General features: G+C 52.6%; 21 protein-coding genes. 10 read left to right on the top strand and 11 right to left on the bottom strand.

Features of this window, described 5'->3' with window-relative positions:
- The first annotated feature begins 192 nt into the window (after window positions 1-192).
- The 7 genes from BUA28_RS00925 to BUA28_RS00895 all read left to right on the top strand — a co-directional run bounded on the left by BUA28_RS00925 (window position 193) and on the right by BUA28_RS00895 (window position 5,706).
- On the top strand, window positions 193-468 hold the full coding sequence (locus tag BUA28_RS00925) for a hypothetical protein (RefSeq protein WP_072766271.1): 276 nt from the start codon (window positions 193-195) through the stop codon (window positions 466-468).
- An 89-nt stretch (window positions 469-557) separates the two neighbouring features.
- Window positions 558-1,697, top strand: a complete 1,140-nt coding sequence (locus BUA28_RS00920; RefSeq protein ID WP_072766270.1) for a D-alanyl-D-alanine carboxypeptidase family protein — start codon at window positions 558-560, stop codon at window positions 1,695-1,697.
- 47 nt (window positions 1,698-1,744) lie between these two features.
- Window positions 1,745-2,620 carry a D-amino acid aminotransferase gene (locus BUA28_RS00915; protein ID WP_072766269.1) on the top strand — a complete coding sequence of 292 codons (876 nt, stop codon included), beginning with the start codon at window positions 1,745-1,747 and terminating at the stop codon, window positions 2,618-2,620.
- A gap of 162 nt (window positions 2,621-2,782) precedes the next feature.
- On the top strand, window positions 2,783-3,103 hold the full coding sequence (locus BUA28_RS00910; RefSeq protein WP_072766268.1) for a YbeD family protein: 321 nt from the start codon (window positions 2,783-2,785) through the stop codon (window positions 3,101-3,103).
- Between the two features lie 38 nt (window positions 3,104-3,141).
- Entirely contained in the window at window positions 3,142-3,783 is a 642-nt protein-coding gene (lipB, locus tag BUA28_RS00905; RefSeq protein ID WP_072766267.1) for a lipoyl(octanoyl) transferase LipB, read from the top strand.
- A 207-nt stretch (window positions 3,784-3,990) separates the two neighbouring features.
- The gene (lipA, locus tag BUA28_RS00900; protein WP_072766266.1) at window positions 3,991-4,935 is read left to right on the top strand and encodes a lipoyl synthase; all 945 of its coding nucleotides are present in this window, start codon (window positions 3,991-3,993) and stop codon (window positions 4,933-4,935) included.
- A gap of 84 nt (window positions 4,936-5,019) precedes the next feature.
- Window positions 5,020-5,706: a DUF4197 domain-containing protein gene (locus BUA28_RS00895; RefSeq protein WP_072766265.1), complete on the top strand. Its 687-nt coding sequence runs from the start codon at window positions 5,020-5,022 to the stop codon at window positions 5,704-5,706.
- Between the two features lie 31 nt (window positions 5,707-5,737).
- Here BUA28_RS00895 and BUA28_RS00890 read toward each other — a convergent pair whose 3' ends face one another.
- The 9 genes from BUA28_RS00890 to rluD all read right to left on the bottom strand — a co-directional run bounded on the left by BUA28_RS00890 (window position 5,738) and on the right by rluD (window position 14,890).
- Window positions 5,738-6,436 carry an ABC-type transport auxiliary lipoprotein family protein gene (locus tag BUA28_RS00890; protein WP_072766264.1) on the bottom strand — a complete coding sequence of 233 codons (699 nt, stop codon included), beginning with the start codon at window positions 6,434-6,436 and terminating at the stop codon, window positions 5,738-5,740.
- A 1-nt stretch (window position 6,437) separates the two neighbouring features.
- Window positions 6,438-7,343 carry an MlaD family protein gene (locus BUA28_RS00885; protein ID WP_072766263.1) on the bottom strand — a complete coding sequence of 302 codons (906 nt, stop codon included), beginning with the start codon at window positions 7,341-7,343 and terminating at the stop codon, window positions 6,438-6,440.
- 9 nt (window positions 7,344-7,352) lie between these two features.
- Window positions 7,353-8,135, bottom strand: coding sequence for an ABC transporter ATP-binding protein (locus tag BUA28_RS00880; protein WP_072766262.1), 783 nt, complete (start codon window positions 8,133-8,135; stop codon window positions 7,353-7,355).
- 11 nt (window positions 8,136-8,146) lie between these two features.
- Complete coding sequence (locus tag BUA28_RS00875) at window positions 8,147-9,283, bottom strand: MlaE family ABC transporter permease (protein WP_072766261.1); 1,137 nt, start codon at window positions 9,281-9,283, stop codon at window positions 8,147-8,149.
- Window positions 9,284-10,012: 729 nt separating this feature from the next.
- Window positions 10,013-10,492 (bottom strand): hypothetical protein, encoded by a 480-nt coding sequence (locus BUA28_RS00870; RefSeq protein WP_072766260.1) that lies wholly within the window; start codon window positions 10,490-10,492, stop codon window positions 10,013-10,015.
- Between the two features lie 227 nt (window positions 10,493-10,719).
- Window positions 10,720-12,057 carry a 30S ribosomal protein S12 methylthiotransferase RimO gene (gene rimO / locus BUA28_RS00865; RefSeq protein ID WP_072766259.1) on the bottom strand — a complete coding sequence of 446 codons (1,338 nt, stop codon included), beginning with the start codon at window positions 12,055-12,057 and terminating at the stop codon, window positions 10,720-10,722.
- A gap of 110 nt (window positions 12,058-12,167) precedes the next feature.
- Window positions 12,168-12,974, bottom strand: coding sequence for a ZIP family metal transporter (locus tag BUA28_RS00860; RefSeq protein WP_072766258.1), 807 nt, complete (start codon window positions 12,972-12,974; stop codon window positions 12,168-12,170).
- A 143-nt stretch (window positions 12,975-13,117) separates the two neighbouring features.
- Window positions 13,118-13,861: a peptidoglycan editing factor PgeF gene (gene pgeF / locus BUA28_RS00855; RefSeq protein ID WP_072766649.1), complete on the bottom strand. Its 744-nt coding sequence runs from the start codon at window positions 13,859-13,861 to the stop codon at window positions 13,118-13,120.
- A 27-nt stretch (window positions 13,862-13,888) separates the two neighbouring features.
- On the bottom strand, window positions 13,889-14,890 hold the full coding sequence (gene rluD / locus BUA28_RS00850; RefSeq protein WP_072766257.1) for a 23S rRNA pseudouridine(1911/1915/1917) synthase RluD: 1,002 nt from the start codon (window positions 14,888-14,890) through the stop codon (window positions 13,889-13,891).
- Between rluD and BUA28_RS00845 the strand changes: the two genes are divergently transcribed.
- Window positions 14,889-15,689 carry an outer membrane protein assembly factor BamD gene (locus BUA28_RS00845; RefSeq protein ID WP_072766256.1) on the top strand — a complete coding sequence of 267 codons (801 nt, stop codon included), beginning with the start codon at window positions 14,889-14,891 and terminating at the stop codon, window positions 15,687-15,689. The two genes, rluD and BUA28_RS00845, sit on opposite strands and share 2 nt — an antisense overlap.
- Before the next feature lie 60 nt (window positions 15,690-15,749).
- Here BUA28_RS00845 and BUA28_RS00840 read toward each other — a convergent pair whose 3' ends face one another.
- Window positions 15,750-16,247: a universal stress protein gene (locus BUA28_RS00840; protein ID WP_072766255.1), complete on the bottom strand. Its 498-nt coding sequence runs from the start codon at window positions 16,245-16,247 to the stop codon at window positions 15,750-15,752.
- 118 nt (window positions 16,248-16,365) lie between these two features.
- On the bottom strand, window positions 16,366-17,049 hold the full coding sequence (locus BUA28_RS00835; RefSeq protein ID WP_072766254.1) for an arylesterase: 684 nt from the start codon (window positions 17,047-17,049) through the stop codon (window positions 16,366-16,368).
- Between BUA28_RS00835 and BUA28_RS00830 the strand changes: the two genes are divergently transcribed.
- Together BUA28_RS00830 and BUA28_RS00825 are read left to right on the top strand one after the other, a co-directional pair.
- Window positions 17,048-17,734, top strand: a complete 687-nt coding sequence (locus tag BUA28_RS00830; protein ID WP_072766253.1) for an ABC transporter ATP-binding protein — start codon at window positions 17,048-17,050, stop codon at window positions 17,732-17,734. The two genes, BUA28_RS00835 and BUA28_RS00830, sit on opposite strands and share 2 nt — an antisense overlap.
- Window positions 17,735-17,841: 107 nt before the next feature.
- Window positions 17,842-19,047 (top strand): efflux RND transporter periplasmic adaptor subunit, encoded by a 1,206-nt coding sequence (locus tag BUA28_RS00825; protein ID WP_072766252.1) that lies wholly within the window; start codon window positions 17,842-17,844, stop codon window positions 19,045-19,047.
- The last annotated feature ends 9 nt before the right edge of the window (window positions 19,048-19,056 follow it).

Raw genomic sequence — 19,056 nt, 5'->3', positions numbered from 1 at the left:
ACATCGCATCCTGAACCTCCTGAGCCCGAAAGCAAATCGGCTTAGCATGGTGTAGCCCGGCAGGCTGCTCGATACAAAGACTGCCCAACATACGAACAAGCAAGAATGCAGGATTCTGTTGTTCCCCCGGCGCTATCTTTAGCCTGGGAGTAGTGCGGGTATCATATCCCCGTCAATTAAAGGAGAGCGGTGATGCGTTTGATCGCGGCAGTTTTTCTGGTTATGACATTCGCAGGTTGTACGGCCACCGGGCAGAGCGAGCGACCACCGGGACCCATGCCTGCGACCACGCGGCCCGTCTATAACCTCACCGGTTACTCGCCAGCCTTCAAGGATGGCTATATCGATGGCTGCGAGACCGCGAAGAAAACGCGTTTCGGGCTCAAGAACACGAGCCGGTTTTCTGCTGATACTCAATACAGGCTGGGATGGAACGACGGCTTTAGCATTTGCCGGGGCAAGCAGTAGAGCCGAATGCCCGCGAAATTGCCGGCAATCCGTACCTTGGTAACGCGATCGATGTGGCTGGGATATAATAACGTTTTTTGCCACTATCAATGAGACGGTTACTTCCTCTATTGCTGTGCGCGCTAGCCTTACCTGCTGCGGCACAGCAAGCTCAGTTTTCCACGGCCCCTCAGGCATTATCAGTGGCTGCCACGTCCTATATTCTCACCGACTTTCAAAGCGGGCAGACTTTGTTCGGCGAAAATGTTCACGAACGTGTCGAGCCCGCGTCGCTTACAAAGCTGATGACGGCATATGTGGTTTTTTCCGCACTCCACCAGAAACGCATTACGCTGACGCAGGGCGTGGCAGTGTCGGATCGCGCATGGCGCGCGCAGGGTTCCCGCATGTTTATCGAGCCCAGCAGGGCGGTAACGGTTGATGAATTAATGCGCGGCATGATCGTTCAATCCGGCAATGATGCGTGCATAGCGCTGGCAGAAGCTGTCTCGGGTTCGGAGAGTGCCTTCGTACAGATAATGAACAAAGAGGCGAGCCGTTTGGGCATGAAGAATACCCGGTTTGCCAATTCAACGGGTTTACCGCATGCCGAGCATTACAGCACGGCTTACGATCTCTCCCTGCTGGCGGCTGCCATGATCAGGGATTTTCCTGAATATTATCCGCTTTATTCTCTGCGTGAATATACATACAACAAAATTACGCAAGCAAATCGTAACCGCCTGCTGTGGCTTGATCCTAATGTGGACGGACTGAAGACAGGGCATACTGAAGCTGCGGGCTATTGCCTTATTACGTCAGCTAAGCGCGGCGAGCGTCGATTGATTTCGGTAGTGATGGGAACAGCCTCCGATAGTGCGCGCGCCATGGAAAGCCAGCGTATGCTGAATCATGGCTTCCAGTTTTACGATACCATCCGGCTATATCCGAAGGAGAAGGAAGTGATTGCGATCCCGCTATGGAAAGGCGCGCAGGACAAGCTCAGGACAGGTTTCGGGTATGATGTTTATTTCTCGCTTCCGAGATACCAGGCCGATAAGCTGAAAGCCAGGGTGGAATATAAACAGCCTTTGGTCGCTCCCATCATTGCAGGACAAAAAGTGGGCAGGGCGAAATTTACGCTCGATGGCAAACCCGTAGCAGAACATCCGCTGGTGGCGTTGGAAACAGTGAATTCCGCGAATATTTTTGGCCGCGCCTGGGATAGTATGCGGCTGATCTTTAATTAGCGTTGGACTAATGCGCTCGGCAGCAGATTTTACGAACAAGGCTCATCATGATTTATCTGAACGGTGATTTCATGCCTATCGAGGAAGCCCGGGTTCCGGTGCTGGACAGGGGCTTCATTTTTGGCGACGGCGTATACGAAGTAATTCCTGTCTATTCCCGCAAAGCTTTTCGCCTGGCCGAGCACCTGCTCCGCTTGCAGCACAGCCTTGACGGGATTCGTCTGCAAAACCCGCATTCGGCCGATGAGTGGCGCAGCTTGCTGGAGCAAGTCATCGCAGCCAATGAACATGACGATCAGTACCTCTACCTGCATGTTACCCGCGGTGTCGCGCGGCGGGATCATGCTTTTCCAAAAGGGGTGATTCCCACTGTATTCATCATGAGTAATCCCTTGCTGGCGCCGCCGGCGGAATTACTTTCTGCTGGCGTTGCCGCTATCACAGCCAATGACAACCGATGGTTACGTTGTGACATCAAGGCGATTTCACTGTTACCCAACGTATTACTGCGCCAAATGGCGGTTGATGCGGGCGCAATGGAAACAGTGTTGTTGCGGGAAGGTTTTATGACGGAGGGAGCGGCGAGCAACATTTTTGTGGCGAAAAATGGCGTTCTGCTGGCTCCGCCGAAAAATCATCTCATGCTGCCGGGCATTACTTATGACATCGTACTTGAGCTGGCGGTGGCTGAAAAAATTCCATATGAAGTGAGAGCGATTTCTGAATATGAAGTACGTACCGCCCAGGAACTTTTGCTTACATCCTCAACCAAAGAAATCATGCCGATTACTTGCCTCGACGATAAACCGGTAGGCGACGGTAAACCCGGGGCGATGTTCGCATTACTGTACCGGCTCTACCAGAGCTATAAGCACAATGTGATGCGAGGCAACTTTCCAATATCTAGCCCGGATGTTTCATAAATTGACGCGCGCCCTCGCTGGTCTTTTATTTCGTATGAAAATTTCGTTCAGTCGGGCGTATGAATAACTGCGCCACTTTTTCACAAAATCTCCCTGCAAAACAGAATCCTGCGCAATCATCATGCAAATTCATGAAACATCCGGGCTAGAAACCCGCAACCTATGAGCTCGCCCGAGCAACCCACGCTAATCGAATACCCCTGTGATTTTCCTATTAAAATCATAGGGCGCGTCGGGTCTTTGCCGGGCTCCCTACCTGGCGCGGCGTCGCTGGAACATGGTCGGCAGGAGTTTACCCAAGCAGTACTGATGATCGTAAAACGGCATGCACCCGATTATGATGAGGCGAATATGGAGGTCAGGATCAGCAAAAAAAATACCTACCTGAGCCTCACCTGTACGATACGCGCCGTTTCCCGCCAACAACTGGATGCGCTATACCAGGAACTGTGCGATCATCCATTGGTATTAATGGTACTTTAACGAGGCCGCGAGTTCTGGAAATCCCTAATACTTTTTCGATGATGCACCCCCCATGTCTTGAACCGGTAAGTTCAAACATTAAAATCCGATATGCCGGCCTGACGGACTATCTTTCCACCTGGCAAGCGATGAAGGATTTTACCGGTTCTCGTACGACAAATACGCCGGACGAAATCTGGTTGCTGCAACATCCGCCAGTTTACACTCAGGGTGTGGCAGGTAAGCCGGAGCACCTGCTGCATAACGACGGTATTCTCGTCATTCGGACAGATCGCGGCGGCCAGATCACTTACCACGGTCCTGGTCAAATTGTCGCCTACCTGCTGCTGGATATGCGCCGCCTCAAACTCGGCGTGCGCGAGTTGGTCAGGAAAATCGAAAGTGCAGTAGTAGACTTGCTATGGGACTATCGCATAAGCGCAGTGGGTCGCACGGATGCGCCGGGCGTATATGTGGATGGGGCGAAAATCGCAGCGTTGGGGCTAAAAATAAAAAACGGTTGTTGCTATCATGGACTGTCTCTCAACGTTGACATGAACCTGGCGCCATTTGCAGCGATCAATCCTTGTGGCTATTCCGGATTACAGGTAACCCAAACCAGAGACCTTGGCGTAACCGATGGATTGGAAACGCTGTGCAGGAAGCTCGCCGAAAAATTACAGGCCAGACTTCCGGGATAGAGGATCCTGACATTTCAGGAACAAGCCGACGCGGCAATAAATGCGGAAAATGTTCGTGCAGCGTTTGATTACATTCAAGAAGTAATTTATAGCGCCAGAATCGGGGGGCGGAACGCATACGGGAAACTTGCAATGAATATCCGCCACATGTGCGCTTTTTATGTACCCTAACTGTGTACCCAACAAGAGGAATAATTCGTTTTATCCATGACAACTGAAACTCGCCAGAAAGGTGCGGCCAAGACCGCGCGAAATCCCGTCAAAATTTTGCTGCAATCCGCCGACGAGGTGCTGCGTAAACCCTCATGGATACGGGTACGCTCATCCAATAGTCAGGAGTTCTACGAGGTTAAACGTATTCTTCGGGAACAGAAGCTGCATACCGTATGCGAAGAAGCTTCCTGCCCCAATATCGGCGAGTGCTTCGGTAAAGGCACCGCGACATTCATGATTCTAGGCGACCTCTGCACCCGCCGTTGCCCGTTCTGTGATGTGGCACATGGTAAGCCGCTAGCGCCGGATGCGCAGGAGCCCCTGCACCTTGCGCAATCCATCGCCGCCATGAAGCTGAAATACGTCGTCATCACCAGCGTTGATCGGGATGATTTGCGTGATGGCGGCGCTCAGCATTTTGCAGATTGCATACGTGAGGTCAGAGCCCATTCGCCGCAGACAAAAATAGAAATTCTTGTGCCGGACTTCCGCGGGCGGCTGGAAGTCGCCTTAGAAAAATTGTTTGCCTGTCCTCCAGACGTGTTGAACCATAATCTGGAAACTGTTCCGCGGCTTTACCGGCAGTGCCGCCCGGGCGCCAATTACGCACATTCGCTCAAATTGCTGAAAGACTTCAAGGTGAAATTTCCGGATATTCCGACCAAATCCGGCTTGATGCTGGGCCTGGGAGAAACCGACGATGAGATTCTTGAGGTTATGCGCGATTTACGCGAACACGATGTCGAGATGCTCACCATTGGCCAATATCTGCAACCGAGCACCGGGCATTTACCTGTATTACGCTACGTACCACCAGAAGGATTCAAAGAGCTGGAACGCGCCGCGACGGAAATGGGATTCAGCAATGCGGCGTGCGGCCCCATGGTTCGTTCCAGCTACCATGCCGATCAGCAGGCGCATGAGGCTGGTATCCGATAACTGCTAATCCCACGGTACTTTTTTCTAAACGACTAGGATATTTTACGGCCAGCAAGTAGCGCACACCCAACAGGAGTTGCCCGAATGCGTACCATCACTGTATTTATTATCTGGTTATGCGTTTTTCTCCCTGCCTGCGCTACGGCTACGGGAAGCGGTCCCGTTTCGGGCCAGGATACGACGGATGCGCTGAAGCAAGCACTCACTCAAGGCGCGGATGCAGCGGTGGACAAGCTCGGGGTAACGGATGGATTTCTCAATAACCCCAAGGTTAAAATTCCGCTACCCGGCTCGCTGCAGAAAGTGGAGGGCATCATGCGTACTCTGGGCATGAGCAAATATGCAGATGGGTTGATCGTGACAATGAATCATGCAGCGGAAACAGCGGCAGCCGAAGCTAAGCCGCTACTGATGGATGCGGTGCAAAAAATGTCCGTGGAAGATGCCGGCACCATATTGGCTAGCGGCGACGACGCGGCAACACAATATTTTCGTAAAACGACTTCAGAGGCATTGTCTCAAAAATTTTTGCCGATCGTAAAAAATGCAACCGATCAGGTGGGCCTGATAAAGAAATACAATGAATTTGCGGGAAAGGGCGCGAAATTGGGTTTGATTGGGGAAAAGGACGCGAATATTGAAAACTACGTTACACAAAAAACGCTGGACGGACTCTATCTGATGATGGCGGAGGAGGAGCGCGCAATCCGCAGCGACCCGATGGGTCAGGGCAGTAAATTAATCCAGCGAGTGTTTGGACCGCTGAAATAATTCAGCTTGCAGAAAATTACCGAAATTGTTTTCAAAGATCTGGCGCTTCAATCTGTCCGACGCCTGACGCTTTTGCTGGGCGATCCAATCTTCTGGGCGTAACGATATTATTTTCCTCTCGCAGTTCCTCGACAAGCCAGCCAAGCAGGTCTCCGATGAGCTTATCGCTTGCTTCTGCTAACGCCCGCACTGCGCCTGCAGCATTGGGCGCATGTGCCGCCTGCTCGATATGGAAACTACGCTGGGCCACCAGCGAACGCGTATCACGATTGATGAGGCTGGCGCGCAATTTTACTACCGCCCGGCTTTGGTCGGCGGTATCGAATACCTGAATAAACTCTTCAAGTTCCAGACGCAAAATATAATCTGTTTGCACGCTATCCGCAGCGCTCATCACTCCGCCATCACTGATCCCGGCAATTCGACTCCTGATCCACTGGGTGAGCAATGTTGCCGGCGGGGAAGCCCAGCGGTTGCTGGCGTAGGTATAAGTCTGCGCAAGATCGTAATAGGCGAGCCGATAATGGATCGCGGTGCTATCCAGCCACGCTGGTGCTGTCGCTTCCGCCATCAGCAGGCTGGCCTGTAGCCGCGCATTGCCAGGTGCTTCGGCCTTGGCGGAAGTCGCAAACCGCTGTAAGCCGAAATCATATACCGCCGTGGATGTTTGCACCCGCGGCGTGACGCATCCGGCAAGCGCTACCATTGCAAAAACCACAAATATTTTCATTTTAATGACTCCCAGGGGATACGAAGCCATCTTCTCCCGGGCCGGGAGGCGGCGGTGATCTGCCAAACAAAAGACTCCCGGGTTGCTCTTCCAGTTGCAAAAGAATGCGATCCACATTACGGGAGTTGCGTGTAAGCCCTTCAGCTACTCCGTTCAGTTTGTGCATGGTGCCGGAAAGCTCTGCGGCAGTTTGAGAAAAGTTATCGATAGCCCCCCCCTGCTGATTCAATTTGGTTGTAATCTGGTTGAGCCCGATTACAAGCTGGTCAGTACGATTCAGTACGGAACTTGCATCGTTAGCCAACCCCGGCAATTTCTTGATCCCGGGTTCCAGTTGAGTGATGAGGCGGCGCATCTGGCCAGTGGCTCCCTCTGTATTTTCCATTATGCGTGTAAACCGTGACCGGTTCTGATCGTCAAAAACCAGATTCAGCCGTTCCACCAGTCCGTTGGCAGTGCTGAGCAGTCGCTGTGCGGAAGTGGTTATGCTATCCAGCTCGGAGGGGCGAAAGGGAATCTGTGCCAGATTTTCCGAATCGGTTTTCAGCCTCTCAGATTCGCCGCCTTCGTCATTCAATTGCACAAACGCAAGGCCTGTCAGTCCCTGATAGCCAAGCTGCGCGTATGCGCTTTTGGTCAACGGGAGATCCTTGTCCACTGAAATTTGGATAAGAATGGTGTGGGAATCTTTCGGGTCCAGGCGGATGTTTTCCACTTTACCGACAGTTAGCCCACGGTAACGCACCGTTGCCTGGGGGTTAAGTCCAGTAATGGGGAATGCCGACACCAGCAAGTATTTATCACGCGTTAGTCTGTCGCCACTTAACCACATTGCCACGCCAGCCATGGCTGCACTCAGAAAAATTACGAATAAACCCGCCGCAAGGGCATGGGCACGGTTTTCCATAATGATCCCCTATAAATTATAGCGATTATTTTCCAGTATCTTCTTGCCACGCTCGCCGCAGAAAAATTTTGCAATAAATGGGTGCCTCGTATTGACCACTTCCCGGAGCGTTCCAAGGGCCACCATGCGCTGTTCATCGAGTGCCGCCACGCGGTCGGAAAGTGCAACCAGCGTTTCCACATCATGCGTTGCCATGACGATGGTCAGCGTCAATTCAGTGCGCAACGTCTGGATCAGCTTGACGAAGCCGTCGCTCAGCTCAGGGTCAAGCCCCGCAGTGGGCTCGTCCAGAAACAGCAATTCGGGATCCAGTGCCATGGCCCGTGCCAGTGCGATGCGTTTGATCATGCCGCCGGAAAGCTCGGCAGGCATTCTGATCGCATGTTTTGTGTCGATTTCCACCATTTTAAGTTTGAGCATAACCAGGTTACGGATCATGCCCTCGTCAAGTGTCCGCAACTCGCGCATGGGCAATGCAATATTGTCATATACCGATAATGCACTGAATAAGGCGCCTTTTTGAAATAATACCCCGCATCGGTTGCGCATGTATTGCAGCTGTTTGTGCTGTCGGCCATGTACGGGCTCGCCAAAGATCCTGACCGTACCTTGTGCGGGTGTTTCCAGGCCCAGCATCTGTCGTATCAAAGCGGTCTTGCCGCTGCCGGAACCGCCAACCAGCGTGAGGACCTCGCCACGGCGTACGCACAGATTAATATTTTCATGCACTACATGCCTGCCGAAGCGGGTATACAGTCCTTCAACCGCGATAACGTAGTTTCCATTCGTCATTAATTATCGCCTTACCGTATTCCAACATTGGAAAAAACGACAGCAAAAATCGCATCGATGATAATAACAACGGTAATCGACGTGACGACTGAATTCGTCGTCCCTTCACCCAGGCTTTCCGTATTGGATTTGATTCTCAGGCCGAAATGACAGGAGATTAGCGCGATCGCCATGCCGCACACAACGCCTTTGCCCAACCCCAACCACAAATTGGCAAGGGGTACCACATCAGGAAGCTTGCTTAAAAAAAACTGATAGCCAAGCCCTAACTGAATCTCGGCGGCTACCATGCCCCCTATCAAGGCGATAGCGCTTGTCCATAACACTACGAGCGGCATTGCGATACCCAGCGCCATGACTTTGGGCAGCACCAGGCGCAGACTGTGAGGTATACCCATCACTGTCAGCGCATCAAGCTCCTCGGTAACCCGCATGACGCCCAGTTGTGCGGTCATGGATGAACCGGAGCGTCCTGCGACCAGTATTGCGGCCAGCACCGGGCCGAGCTCGCGAACGATGCTGATGCCGAGAATATTGATGATGAATATGTCCGCGCCGAACATCTGCAATTGTTTGGAAGAAAGATAACTCAGCACGATACCGATGAGAAATCCTACCAGCGCGGTGATACCCAGCGCCTGCGCGCCAGTGCGATACAGGTTCGCGGATATTTCGCGCCAGGGGATCTGTGCAGGATGGCCGGCGAGGTAAATCGAGTCCAGCAATAATTGGCCAGATAGAATGATGAGGCAGGTCAAATGCTCCCACAGTAGAAAAACTGCGTTTCCCGGGACTGTAATGGGCCACAGCAAATCGCGCGGCACAGGCGCGGGCGGAGCGGGTATTTTTTCCAGCCGATCGAAAAGTCTTTCATGCTCACGTCGCAGCCGCAAATGCCGAGGGCGTTGGTTGCCCCAGGCTCGCCATAGCAGCACCGCACCTGCATCATCCATTTGCCGGACTCCGGTGAGGTCCCAGCGCAGTTCCGGATTGGCTGCTTCATTATTAAGTTCGGCGGATAGCGGCTGAAGCCGTTTTCCAAGGGCCGCCAGAGTGCAGCTCCCCGTGATCGTCAAACGCGGCGCGCCGTCGTCGCCGGTTACGCGGCGCAATACTATCGACGAATTGCTGCCCTCATTCTCCGGCATGGTGACTGTCCTTGGACAATGCTAATGATAGGATATCGAGCTTCCGCAGCCCTGCTTATTGTTTTCTATTCTAGCCCTTTGTAAAAGCAAAGCGAATCGTTCGTTTAGTCGTTCGTTTGCATGAATCCGTTATCTGAACCGTGCGAGTGGGTGCCAATAAATACTAAAATTTTCAGCTCATCCGCCAGTGTCGTCACGACGAAAAGATCACGGGCAATCGTTCCGCGCTCTTTTCGGGAATGGCAATTCCAGCCACATTACCATGATACGGTTCCAACGCGATAGATGCCGAAAATTCTTACACTAATATTCACACTGTTCAGATTGTGTGTATAAGCCTCTGTTTTATTATACCTATAACACCTGGCATAAAAAATGCTTAGATAGAGCGAGACATCAAGTCGGTGGGCAATGCGAAGGTTGGTCGGGCTCTGACGAGGCCAGTCCATCTAACTGGATTTTCTTGGCAGCACAGCAGTAAAGAAGTGAGAAGGGGCAGTTAACAACAATAATAATAATTCAATAATAATAACAATCGCATAATCAGGGTTTGGAGTATGTTTCAGTAATGAGACCATGCTCTGACTCTGATTATTTTTTTGTCTCATCACTGCCTTGAAGCGGATAGCATAGCGGGAATATTGTTTTTCGTATCAAGTCTCGCTTTGGAAGTAGGATAAGCAACAGCTCCAAACCCCTTTGGCGAACCAGCGACGAAATCAGTCGTCGTTAATGCTGGTGCTGGTGCTGATGATGGGAGGATTGAGTTTCCCGTCCAGTCGAATGTTCCTTCAAGCGAATCTGATAACCGGCGTGGCACGCATTGCACGTTTGCATCGCTTTACTCAGTTGCCGTACGGTATGTTGGGTATCTTTCATAGACTCTGCGTCAGTAGCTATCTGGTCGAAGGCTTTGTGGACCGACATGCCCATCTGTATGAATTCCTTAGGCAATACAGCCTTGAGATGATCCTCGCCTTTATGTGCCATACCGATACCAAGCGAGCGTGCCTCCCGCGCCACCGCAGTCATGTCCTCTTTAGAAAGCGCATCCAGGATATTCTGCGTTCCCGATAGCAGGGCGCGCATTTCAGTGAGCACGTGGTCCCGTTGATGCTCGGTAAGCGGAAGGATTCGACGCGTATCAACCTCATTTGCTGCTGCAGTAGAGGCGATAAAGATCAGCGCAATGGCAAGTGTACTTTTCAAAATTCATCTCCGGTAACGTATGAGATTCGAACCCGGCCGACGGTGGCCGAGTTTTGCCCAGGTTTTCTTAGTATGCAAAAAAACCGATTAAACCTGAATCCGCCTCATGGCGAACTCACCAAGAAGGTGAAGCTCACGAGGTAAAAAGGGGTACGAAAAATCCTCTTGGAATTTAGCGCTGGATTGAAAAATAAGGTGAAACGAGCGGTCAATCGCTGGATTCGGGACTATGTATTTACTGCCTTCGCCCGTAGATCATGCTCATTAGAGCCGGTAATCTCAACCTCCACAAACTCACCGGGTTTCATATTTTTCGCGTTATTGATGTAAACCACACCGTCAATTTCTGGTGCATCGGCAGTGCTGCGGGCGACGGCCTTATTTTTCTGTACCTCGTCCACCAGCACAGTCATATGTCTTCCGATTTTCCGGGCGAGGCGCGCGATGCTGATTTTTTCCTGTGCCGCCATGAAGCGGGCGCGCCGTTCTTCTTTTATCTCTTCCGGAACATGGCCGGGTAGCGCGTTCGCCACAGCGCCCTCCACCGGAGAGTAGGCAAAGCAGCCGACGCGATCCAGTTGCGCTTCTTCGAGAAACTCCAGAAGCTGTTCGAATTCCTCTTCAGTCTCACCGGGAAAGCCGACGATGAAGGTACTGCGCAGCGTGATATCGGGGCACACCTCACGCCACTGCCTGATACGCTCCAGGTTGTTTTCAGAACTCGCAGGGCGTTTCATGGCCTTTAGAATGCGCGGGCTGGCATGCTGAAACGGTACGTCGAGGTAGGGAAGGATTCTCCCCTCGGCCATTAGAGGGATCACTTCATCGACGTGCGGGTAGGGATACACGTAATGCAACCGTACCCAAACGCCAAATTCGCCCAGCGCGCGAACCAGTTCGGTCATGCGGGTCTTCAGTGGCCTGCCTTGCCAGAAGCCGGTGCGGTATTTTATATCCACGCCATAAGCGCTGGTATCTTGTGAAATTATCAGTAATTCCTTTACGCCTGCATTGACCAGATTCTCCGCTTCCTGCATCACCTGGTTGATGGGACGGCTGACCAGGTCGCCGCGCATGGAAGGAATGATGCAGAAGGTGCAACGATGATTGCAACCTTCGGAAATCTTGACGTACGCATAGTGCCTGGGTGTGAGCTTTATTCCCTGTGGAGGAATCAGGCTGGTATAAGGGTCGTGCGGTTGCGGCAAGTGCATATGTACCGCCGCCATAACTTCCGGCAGAGCATGGGGGCCGGTAACCGCAAGCACTTGCGGATGGGCTTGTTTTACCACATCACCGCCGCCTTTAGCGCCGAGGCAGCCGGTGACGATAACTTTGCCATTTTCCGCCAATGCCTCCCCGATGGCATCCAGAGATTCTTCTACTGCACTGTCGATGAAGCCGCAGGTGTTGACGACCACCAGATCGGCATCCTCGTACGTAGAGGAGGTTTCATAACCCTCGGCACGCAGTTGAGTAAGAATTTGCTCGGAGTCCACCAGCGCCTTGGGACAACCAAGCGAGACAAAGCCGATTTTTGGGGGAAGTTGCTTGAGAGCTGTCATATGAGAAATTTCTGGGAATAAATGAAATTCGAGACGAATGAGAATAAAAAGCCGGAGGGGTTATGTTCAGACCAGAGGGCCGGCGTCAAGACTTTTCGAATATTTAAAAATTATGCGGGATGAGTGAAGAGACTGCCAGCCAGCCAAATGGAGCTGATGCCCAGCGTGATGAGCGCCACCTGCTGAACAGTCGCGCCGATTTCCGGGCGCTTATGCAGACCGGGAATCAAATCCGACATCGCCACATAAATCATGCTGGCCGCGGCCAGCCCCAGCAGGGAGGGGATGAAGTGGTTCATGTCTTGCAACATGAAATAGGTCGACAAGCCCCCGAGCAAAGTGGCGGCGCTGGAAAAAAGATTAAAGAGAAGTGCTTGCCGGCGAGTATAGCCCGAATTGAGCAGGATCAGAAAATCACCAGCTTCCTGTGGGATTTCATGGGCGATTATTGCAATGGATGTAACAATGCCCAATTGCACATCGGCCATGAATGCCGCAGCAATGAGTATGCCGTCGACAAAATTGTGAAACGTATCGCCTAGCATGATCATCATACCGCTACGACCATGATCATGCTGATCACGGCTCGGTATTGCAACGATGGCAGCGCCGGGCAGGCGATCATGGGCCTCGCATTCCGCGGCATGGCAGTGGCGCCACAATACCAGCTTTTCAAGAATGAAGAATAACAGGATGCCAAACAGCACTGTGGCGGTCATTTGCCCAGGATTTTTTGAAAGCTCGAGCGCTTCTGGCAACGCATTGAGGAAAGCTGCCCCCAGCAGCGCGCCGATGGCATATGAGACCAGCATTTGTACCCATGAGGCGCGTGTATTAAGCGTCAGCGCGGCCGCGAACAGCACGCTTAACATACCGCCGAAAAGGCTGGTGACTATGATCCAGGCAAGAATGGACATTTACTGCGATTCGTGAAAAATGCAGGATTATACGCCCTTGCAGGATGCAAAATCAGACGATAGCGCGATCACACTGCAACGGACCTGGGATGGCACGTTCATAATCTTCTTCAGCTACGTTCCCGTGCCCTGCCAACGCTGACTTACTGCTCCAGCCAGATCAGTCCCGCCATGCGGCCGGTCTTGCCATCGCGGCGATAAGAAAAAAATTTCGCCGGGTCGCTAAAGGTGCATTCTCCCCCACCGTAAATTTCCGCCACGCCGGCGTTCGTTAATCGCTGTCGCGCCAGCAGAAAGAGATCGGCTAACCATTTGCCATTATTACGCGGGCTGCGGGAGATGAAGGCGAGAGCGGATGTCTCATCGTGTTCAATAAAGGCCTTGCGTACCTCTTCACCGACCTCAAAATGATCGGGTCCGATTGCCGGGCCGAGCCAGGCCATGAGGGGGGGGTTCAACTTACCTATCGCCGATACCGTGCGTTCGATAATTCCCGCAGCCATTCCGCGCCACCCGGCATGAATCACGGCCACCACGGCGCCCGCGCGGTCGCACAATAGTATCGGCAGACAATCTGCTACCAGCACCGTGCAGATAACTCCCGGGCACCGGCTGAAAGCCGCATCGCCTTCACATGGGGATGCGAAATCATGTTCATCAAGGTTTACGGATTTTGTGCCGTGTACCTGTTGCAGCCATTCAGGTTCGCCAGGCAAAAACCGGCGTAGCAGGGCGCGGTTTTGTTTAACGATTAATGGCTCATCGCCAACATGATCGCCCAGGTTGAGGCTGGCATAAGGTGCACTGCTGCCCCCGCCATTACGCGTGGTGAACAGTGATTTGACATTGCTCGGCGTGGGCCAGTCAGGGATGATCCAATCGTTCATGCTGCTCATGAATTGTATCGAATGTTTTCATTGATGTTGTCGCAGCATCAGCAGGAGGTTGCTCATGTCCTCGGGCAATGGCGCTTCCCAACCCATCCTTATGCCACTTTGTGGATGGGTGAGCTCCAGTTTTTGTGCATGCAGCGCCTGCCTTGAGAAACCAATCAACCGCATGGCCTCGAGAATGCTCTTCTTAGGCTTGCCCCCATACACGGGATCTCCCAGAAGTGGATGACCGATTGAATGCATATGCACGCGAATCTGGTGGGTGCGTCCGGTTTCCAGGCTGCACCGGAGCAAAGTGCTTTCATCGAATTTTTCCTGTATGCGGTAATGGGTGCGCGCTTCTTTACCGCTCGCAATCACAGCCATTTTCGTCCGCTGTACCGGATGCCGGCCTACCGGGGCATCGACCGATCCACCCACCGACACCTGGCCCAGCACCAGCGCCTGGTAATCGCGCGTTACGGTATGCTTTTGCAGTTGCCGCACCAGGCTGGTCTGGGCTTCAAGGGTTTTTGCCACTACCAGCAGGCCGCTGGTATCCTTATCCAACCGGTGAACAATGCCGGCGCGGGGTATTGCGGCCAATTGCGCGGCGTGATGCAACAGCGCGTTCAGCATGGTTCCGCGCCAATTGCCGCTGCCGGGGTGAACTACCAGCCCGGCAGGCTTGTTGATGACAATCAGCTCGTCATCCTCGTAGGCGATATCCAGCAAGATAGCTTCGGCCGCGTGGCTGGTTTCGATGGAGCATTGCGTCGGCTTGACCTCGATCTTTTCTCCACTCCATACTTTTTGCCTCGGAATAGCATCTCTACCATCAACGCTGATACGTTTTTCCCGTATCCACGTCTGCAGACGGCTGCGAGACCAATCAGGCAGCAATTGTGCCAGAACCTGGTCAAGCCGCGCTCCGGCAAAATGCAGGGGGATTATCAGCTCGATCGTGGTTTCAGTCGATTCAGACCGTATGGGCTTTGCGCTATAATGGGCAAATCCATCTTTGGTTTCCAAATAACTCATCATGTCACGTAGTGTAGCTTTATTTCTGATGTTGCTGCTATCAGCATGCGGTCTGTTGTCCAAAGACGTGAAGGACTCTAAGAATTGGTCCGCAAGCAAGTACTACTCTGAAGCAAAGTCGGAATTGAACGAAGGGAATTATGGAGGCGCGATCAAACTATTCGAGGCGCTTGAGGCACGTTATCCCTATGGCCGCTTTGCGCAGCAGGCGCAGCTTGAAGTCGCGTATGCCTATTATAAAGACGGCGAACAGGCCACGGCTATTGCGGCTGCCGACCGTTTTATCAAGCTTCATCCCAATCATACCAATGTCGATTATGCGTATTATCTCAAGGGACTGTCGAATTTCAATGACGATCTCGGATTGATGGGCATCGTGTCGGAAAAAATTCTCAATCAGGATATGAGCGAGCGTGATCCGAAAGCGTCGCGCGAATCGTTTGAAAATTTCAAGGAACTGGTTTCCCGTTATCCCAAAAGCAAATACACACCCGATGCGGTACAGCGAATGAAGCATCTGGTTAACGTGGTGGCTTTAAATGAAGTTCAGGTGGCACGTTATTACATGAAGCGGGGCGGCTATGTTGCCGCTGCCAATCGTGCTCAATATGCGCTGAAGGAATATCCGCAGACGCCGGCGACGGAAGAAGCGTTATTCATCATGATGAAAGCGTACGATGCGCTGGGCATGACCGATTTGCGTGACGATGCGCATCGTGTGATGAAAAAAAATTTCCCCGATAGCCGGTTCTTCGCGGATTCTACTGGAGAAAGCGGTGAACCCTGGTGGAGATTCTGGTAACACCAGGATAGGCGGCGGGCGACAGTTTCAGATGCTTTCCTTTGGAAAGGCGTTGAAGAGCTAGCCTTGGGGGTTAAACGCCACTTCCTCTGAAGGACGTTCGTGCGCAGCTTCATCGTGTAAACGCATTGCCAGGACGTCGCATCCGGCATGATGCAGCACATTGCTTGCTGTTGATCCCAGCAATAAGGCAAGGCCATGACGACCATGCGAGCCCACGACTATTAAGTCGATATGTTCCCGCTCGGCCATCCGTACAATTTCCTGTCCGGGCACACCCCAAACCATCCATCGACGGGTTGGATCCACGTTCAGTCCGTCACCGATCTGCTTCAGCTTGAATTTTTCCGCCTCCAGCAATTCGTTTGTTGAATATTCATCCAGGGCAATTGTGGTTCCATAGGCTGTATCGGGCATGGGTATGTTATCCAGCACATGAATCATGCTGAACTTGGCGCGGAATAGTTCTGCTAAATGTGCTGCTTTTCGCGCGACATGGTTTCCATGCTCCGAAAAATCTACTGCGAGTAAAATATGCTGATAGTTTCCATTATTCATTACGAGCCGGGGAGAGGAAAAGACGACATTAAAATTAGTCAAAAACCGTTGCGATGCCGAATAGCATGGTGCGGATTTGGATTATTGAAAGTATAATCGCTGGCGCCCGCGTAGCTGATCAGCGTGAAATTTCAGGTTCTTCATAAGCAACGGCTTCGGGGGATTTGATCATCGTCCTTAAAATTTTCCACACATTATCCACGATTTTTTCTTGCGCCTGGGCACTTGGATGTATCCCGTCTGCCTGAAAAAATTCCCGTTTGTCGCCAAATCCATCCAGCAGGAAAGGCACCAGTTTAAGTCCATGGCGTTTCGCCAGTTGCGGGTATATATCCTGAAACTTTTGAGTATATGCTATGCCATAATTAGGCGGCAGTTGCATCCCGGCCAGCAGTACTGCGGTTTTATTTCGCAGGCAGGCTTCGATGATAGCTTCGAGATCATTACGGATGGATTCGATGGGCGCTCCTCGCAACCCATCGTTACCACCGAGTTCGATAACTACGATGTCGGGTCGATGGGTCTTGATCGCTTGCTCGATCCGGTTTCGCCCTCCCGCCGCCGTTTCGCCACTGATGCTATTGTTGATCAGCGATGCGTGGGATTTTGTTTGCAGCCGCCTCTTCAGCAGGCTGACCCATCCCGCATTGTGCGGCAGGCCATAGCCAGCGGACAAACTGTCCCCAAATACCATAATAGTAGTGGTTCCGGCTGTGGCGGCGGACTCCGGCGGCGCTGCCGCGCCTGAGCCAGCAACTCCGATACTTGACAGGATATACAGAATAATCAGGAAATTTTTCATGACAGATAATTTTATTGTGCGGCCTATTGTGCAGGCAATCGGGTTGACCAAGCAAGTAAGTACGGGCAGTGAACAGCTTACCATTTTGGAGAATATCCATCTGGAGATAAATGCAGGCGACTCGGTTGCTGTGGTGGGAGCGTCAGGCTCGGGTAAGTCGACACTGCTGGGGCTGCTCGCAGGATTAGATACGCCTTCCAGCGGTAAGGTTCATCTTTACGGAGAAGATATTTTCTTATTGGATGAAGATGCGCGGGCGGCGCTGCGTGGGCGCATGCTAGGGTTTGTATTCCAGTCATTTCAGTTACTGCCTGCATTGACAGCAGTTGAAAACGTGATGCTGCCACTGGAGCTGATCGGTACAGGTAATGCAGAGGCCGCCGCGCTGAAACTACTTGAACGAGTCGGCCTCGGAAAGCGCCTTACGCACTATCCCAGGCAACTCTCCGGCGGTGAGCAACAGCGTGTCGCCATTGCACGCGCATTCGTGACACAACCGCAATTACTGCTGGCTGATGAGCCGACCGGCAACCTCGATTCCACTACAGGGGCACAAATCATCGAACTCATGTTTGAGCTGAACCGCGAGCGCGGCACCACTTTGGTTCTAGTGACTCATGACGAAGCCATTTCAAGCCGCTGTGCCTGGCGGATACGCCTGGCCGGGGGGAGGATCGTGGATTGATGGAATGTAGCAGAGCGCATGATTGGTGCAGGGAAACAATAATGGCACTATGGCATACTGCTTCGCTTTTTGCTGCTGATTCAATCGCAGGTAAGTGAGACATCGCCATGGAAGTTATTTCTCGAACAAAACCTGAAAGACGCGCCAGGTCCCGCCGGAAATGGATGATGTTTGGCCTTGTGCTGGCCACGTTGATTGCCAGTTCCTGGGTCTGGCGTAACCACGGCGCTGCGACTGAAGCCAAGAGCAAGCCGGCTGAGGTGACTACGGTAGTGACCGCCGTGGTTGCGCAAAGCGACGTGCCGGTGAGACTCACGGCAAACGGCACTGTATCGGCGCAGCAGACGGTTGTGGTTCGGCCTCAGCTTAGTGCGGTCATTAAGGAAGTGCATATCAAGGAAGGGCAATTCGTGCAAAAGGGTGAGACGCTATTTTCACTTGATGCACGCACCGAGGACGCTAATCTCAGCAAGACTGAAGGACAACTTGCAAAATCCAGGGCTGACCTGAGAAATGCCGAGCGCAACCTTGAACGCCAGCGTGAGTTGTATCGGCAAAACTTCATTTCGCAGGCTGCGCTTGACGTAGCGGAGAACCAGGCTGATGCGATGCGCGGCCAGCTTGCGGTTGATCAGGCCACCGTGCAGGCTAATCGCATTGCGCGTGGTTTCAGCGTGATCACTGCACCCATCGCCGGACGAACCGGAGCTATCTCTGTGTACCAGGGAAGTTTGGTGCAACCGACCGATGCGTTAGTGAGCATCACGCAGATCGATCCGATCAATGTCAATTTCACTTTGCCCGAGCGCGAGTTCGTGCCTCTGCAACAGGCGCGCGCAAAAGGCGAAGTACCTGTGATTGTGCAGCTCAACGCTGTGGGGAAAGAGGCGAGAACAGGGCGGCTTACTTTTGTCGATAATGCGGTAGATACGGCCAGCGGCACAATTGGTCTCAAAGCAGAGTTTCCCAATGCGGACAAACATCTATGGCCCGGCATGTTCGTCACGGTGGCGCTCTCCCCGCGCACGCTGATGCATGCGTTCACGGTTCCGGTGCAGGCGGTACAGAACGGTCCCCAGGGAAGATTTCTCTACGTAGTCGGTGGCAATAATGAAGTAAGTTCTGTGCCGGTCAATGTAAATCTGGTCCAGGATGGGCTTGCAGTAATAGAAGGAGACGCCATAACCCCAGGGATGCAAATTGTCGTGGAAGGTGCGCAGAACCTCAGGCCGGGCAGCATTGTGACCGAAACCAAGGTCAATGGGCCTAGGATGGGCCTGAGCATGGAGCAAACAGGCAGGCAGACCAGATGAGCGAACCAG

Source organism: Nitrosospira sp. Nsp11 (assembly GCF_900142705.1).
Taxonomy (GTDB): Bacteria; Pseudomonadota; Gammaproteobacteria; order Burkholderiales; family Nitrosomonadaceae; genus Nitrosospira.
The sequence above is the reverse complement of the archived record's forward strand: the minus strand, read 5'-3'. Positions and strand labels throughout refer to the sequence as shown.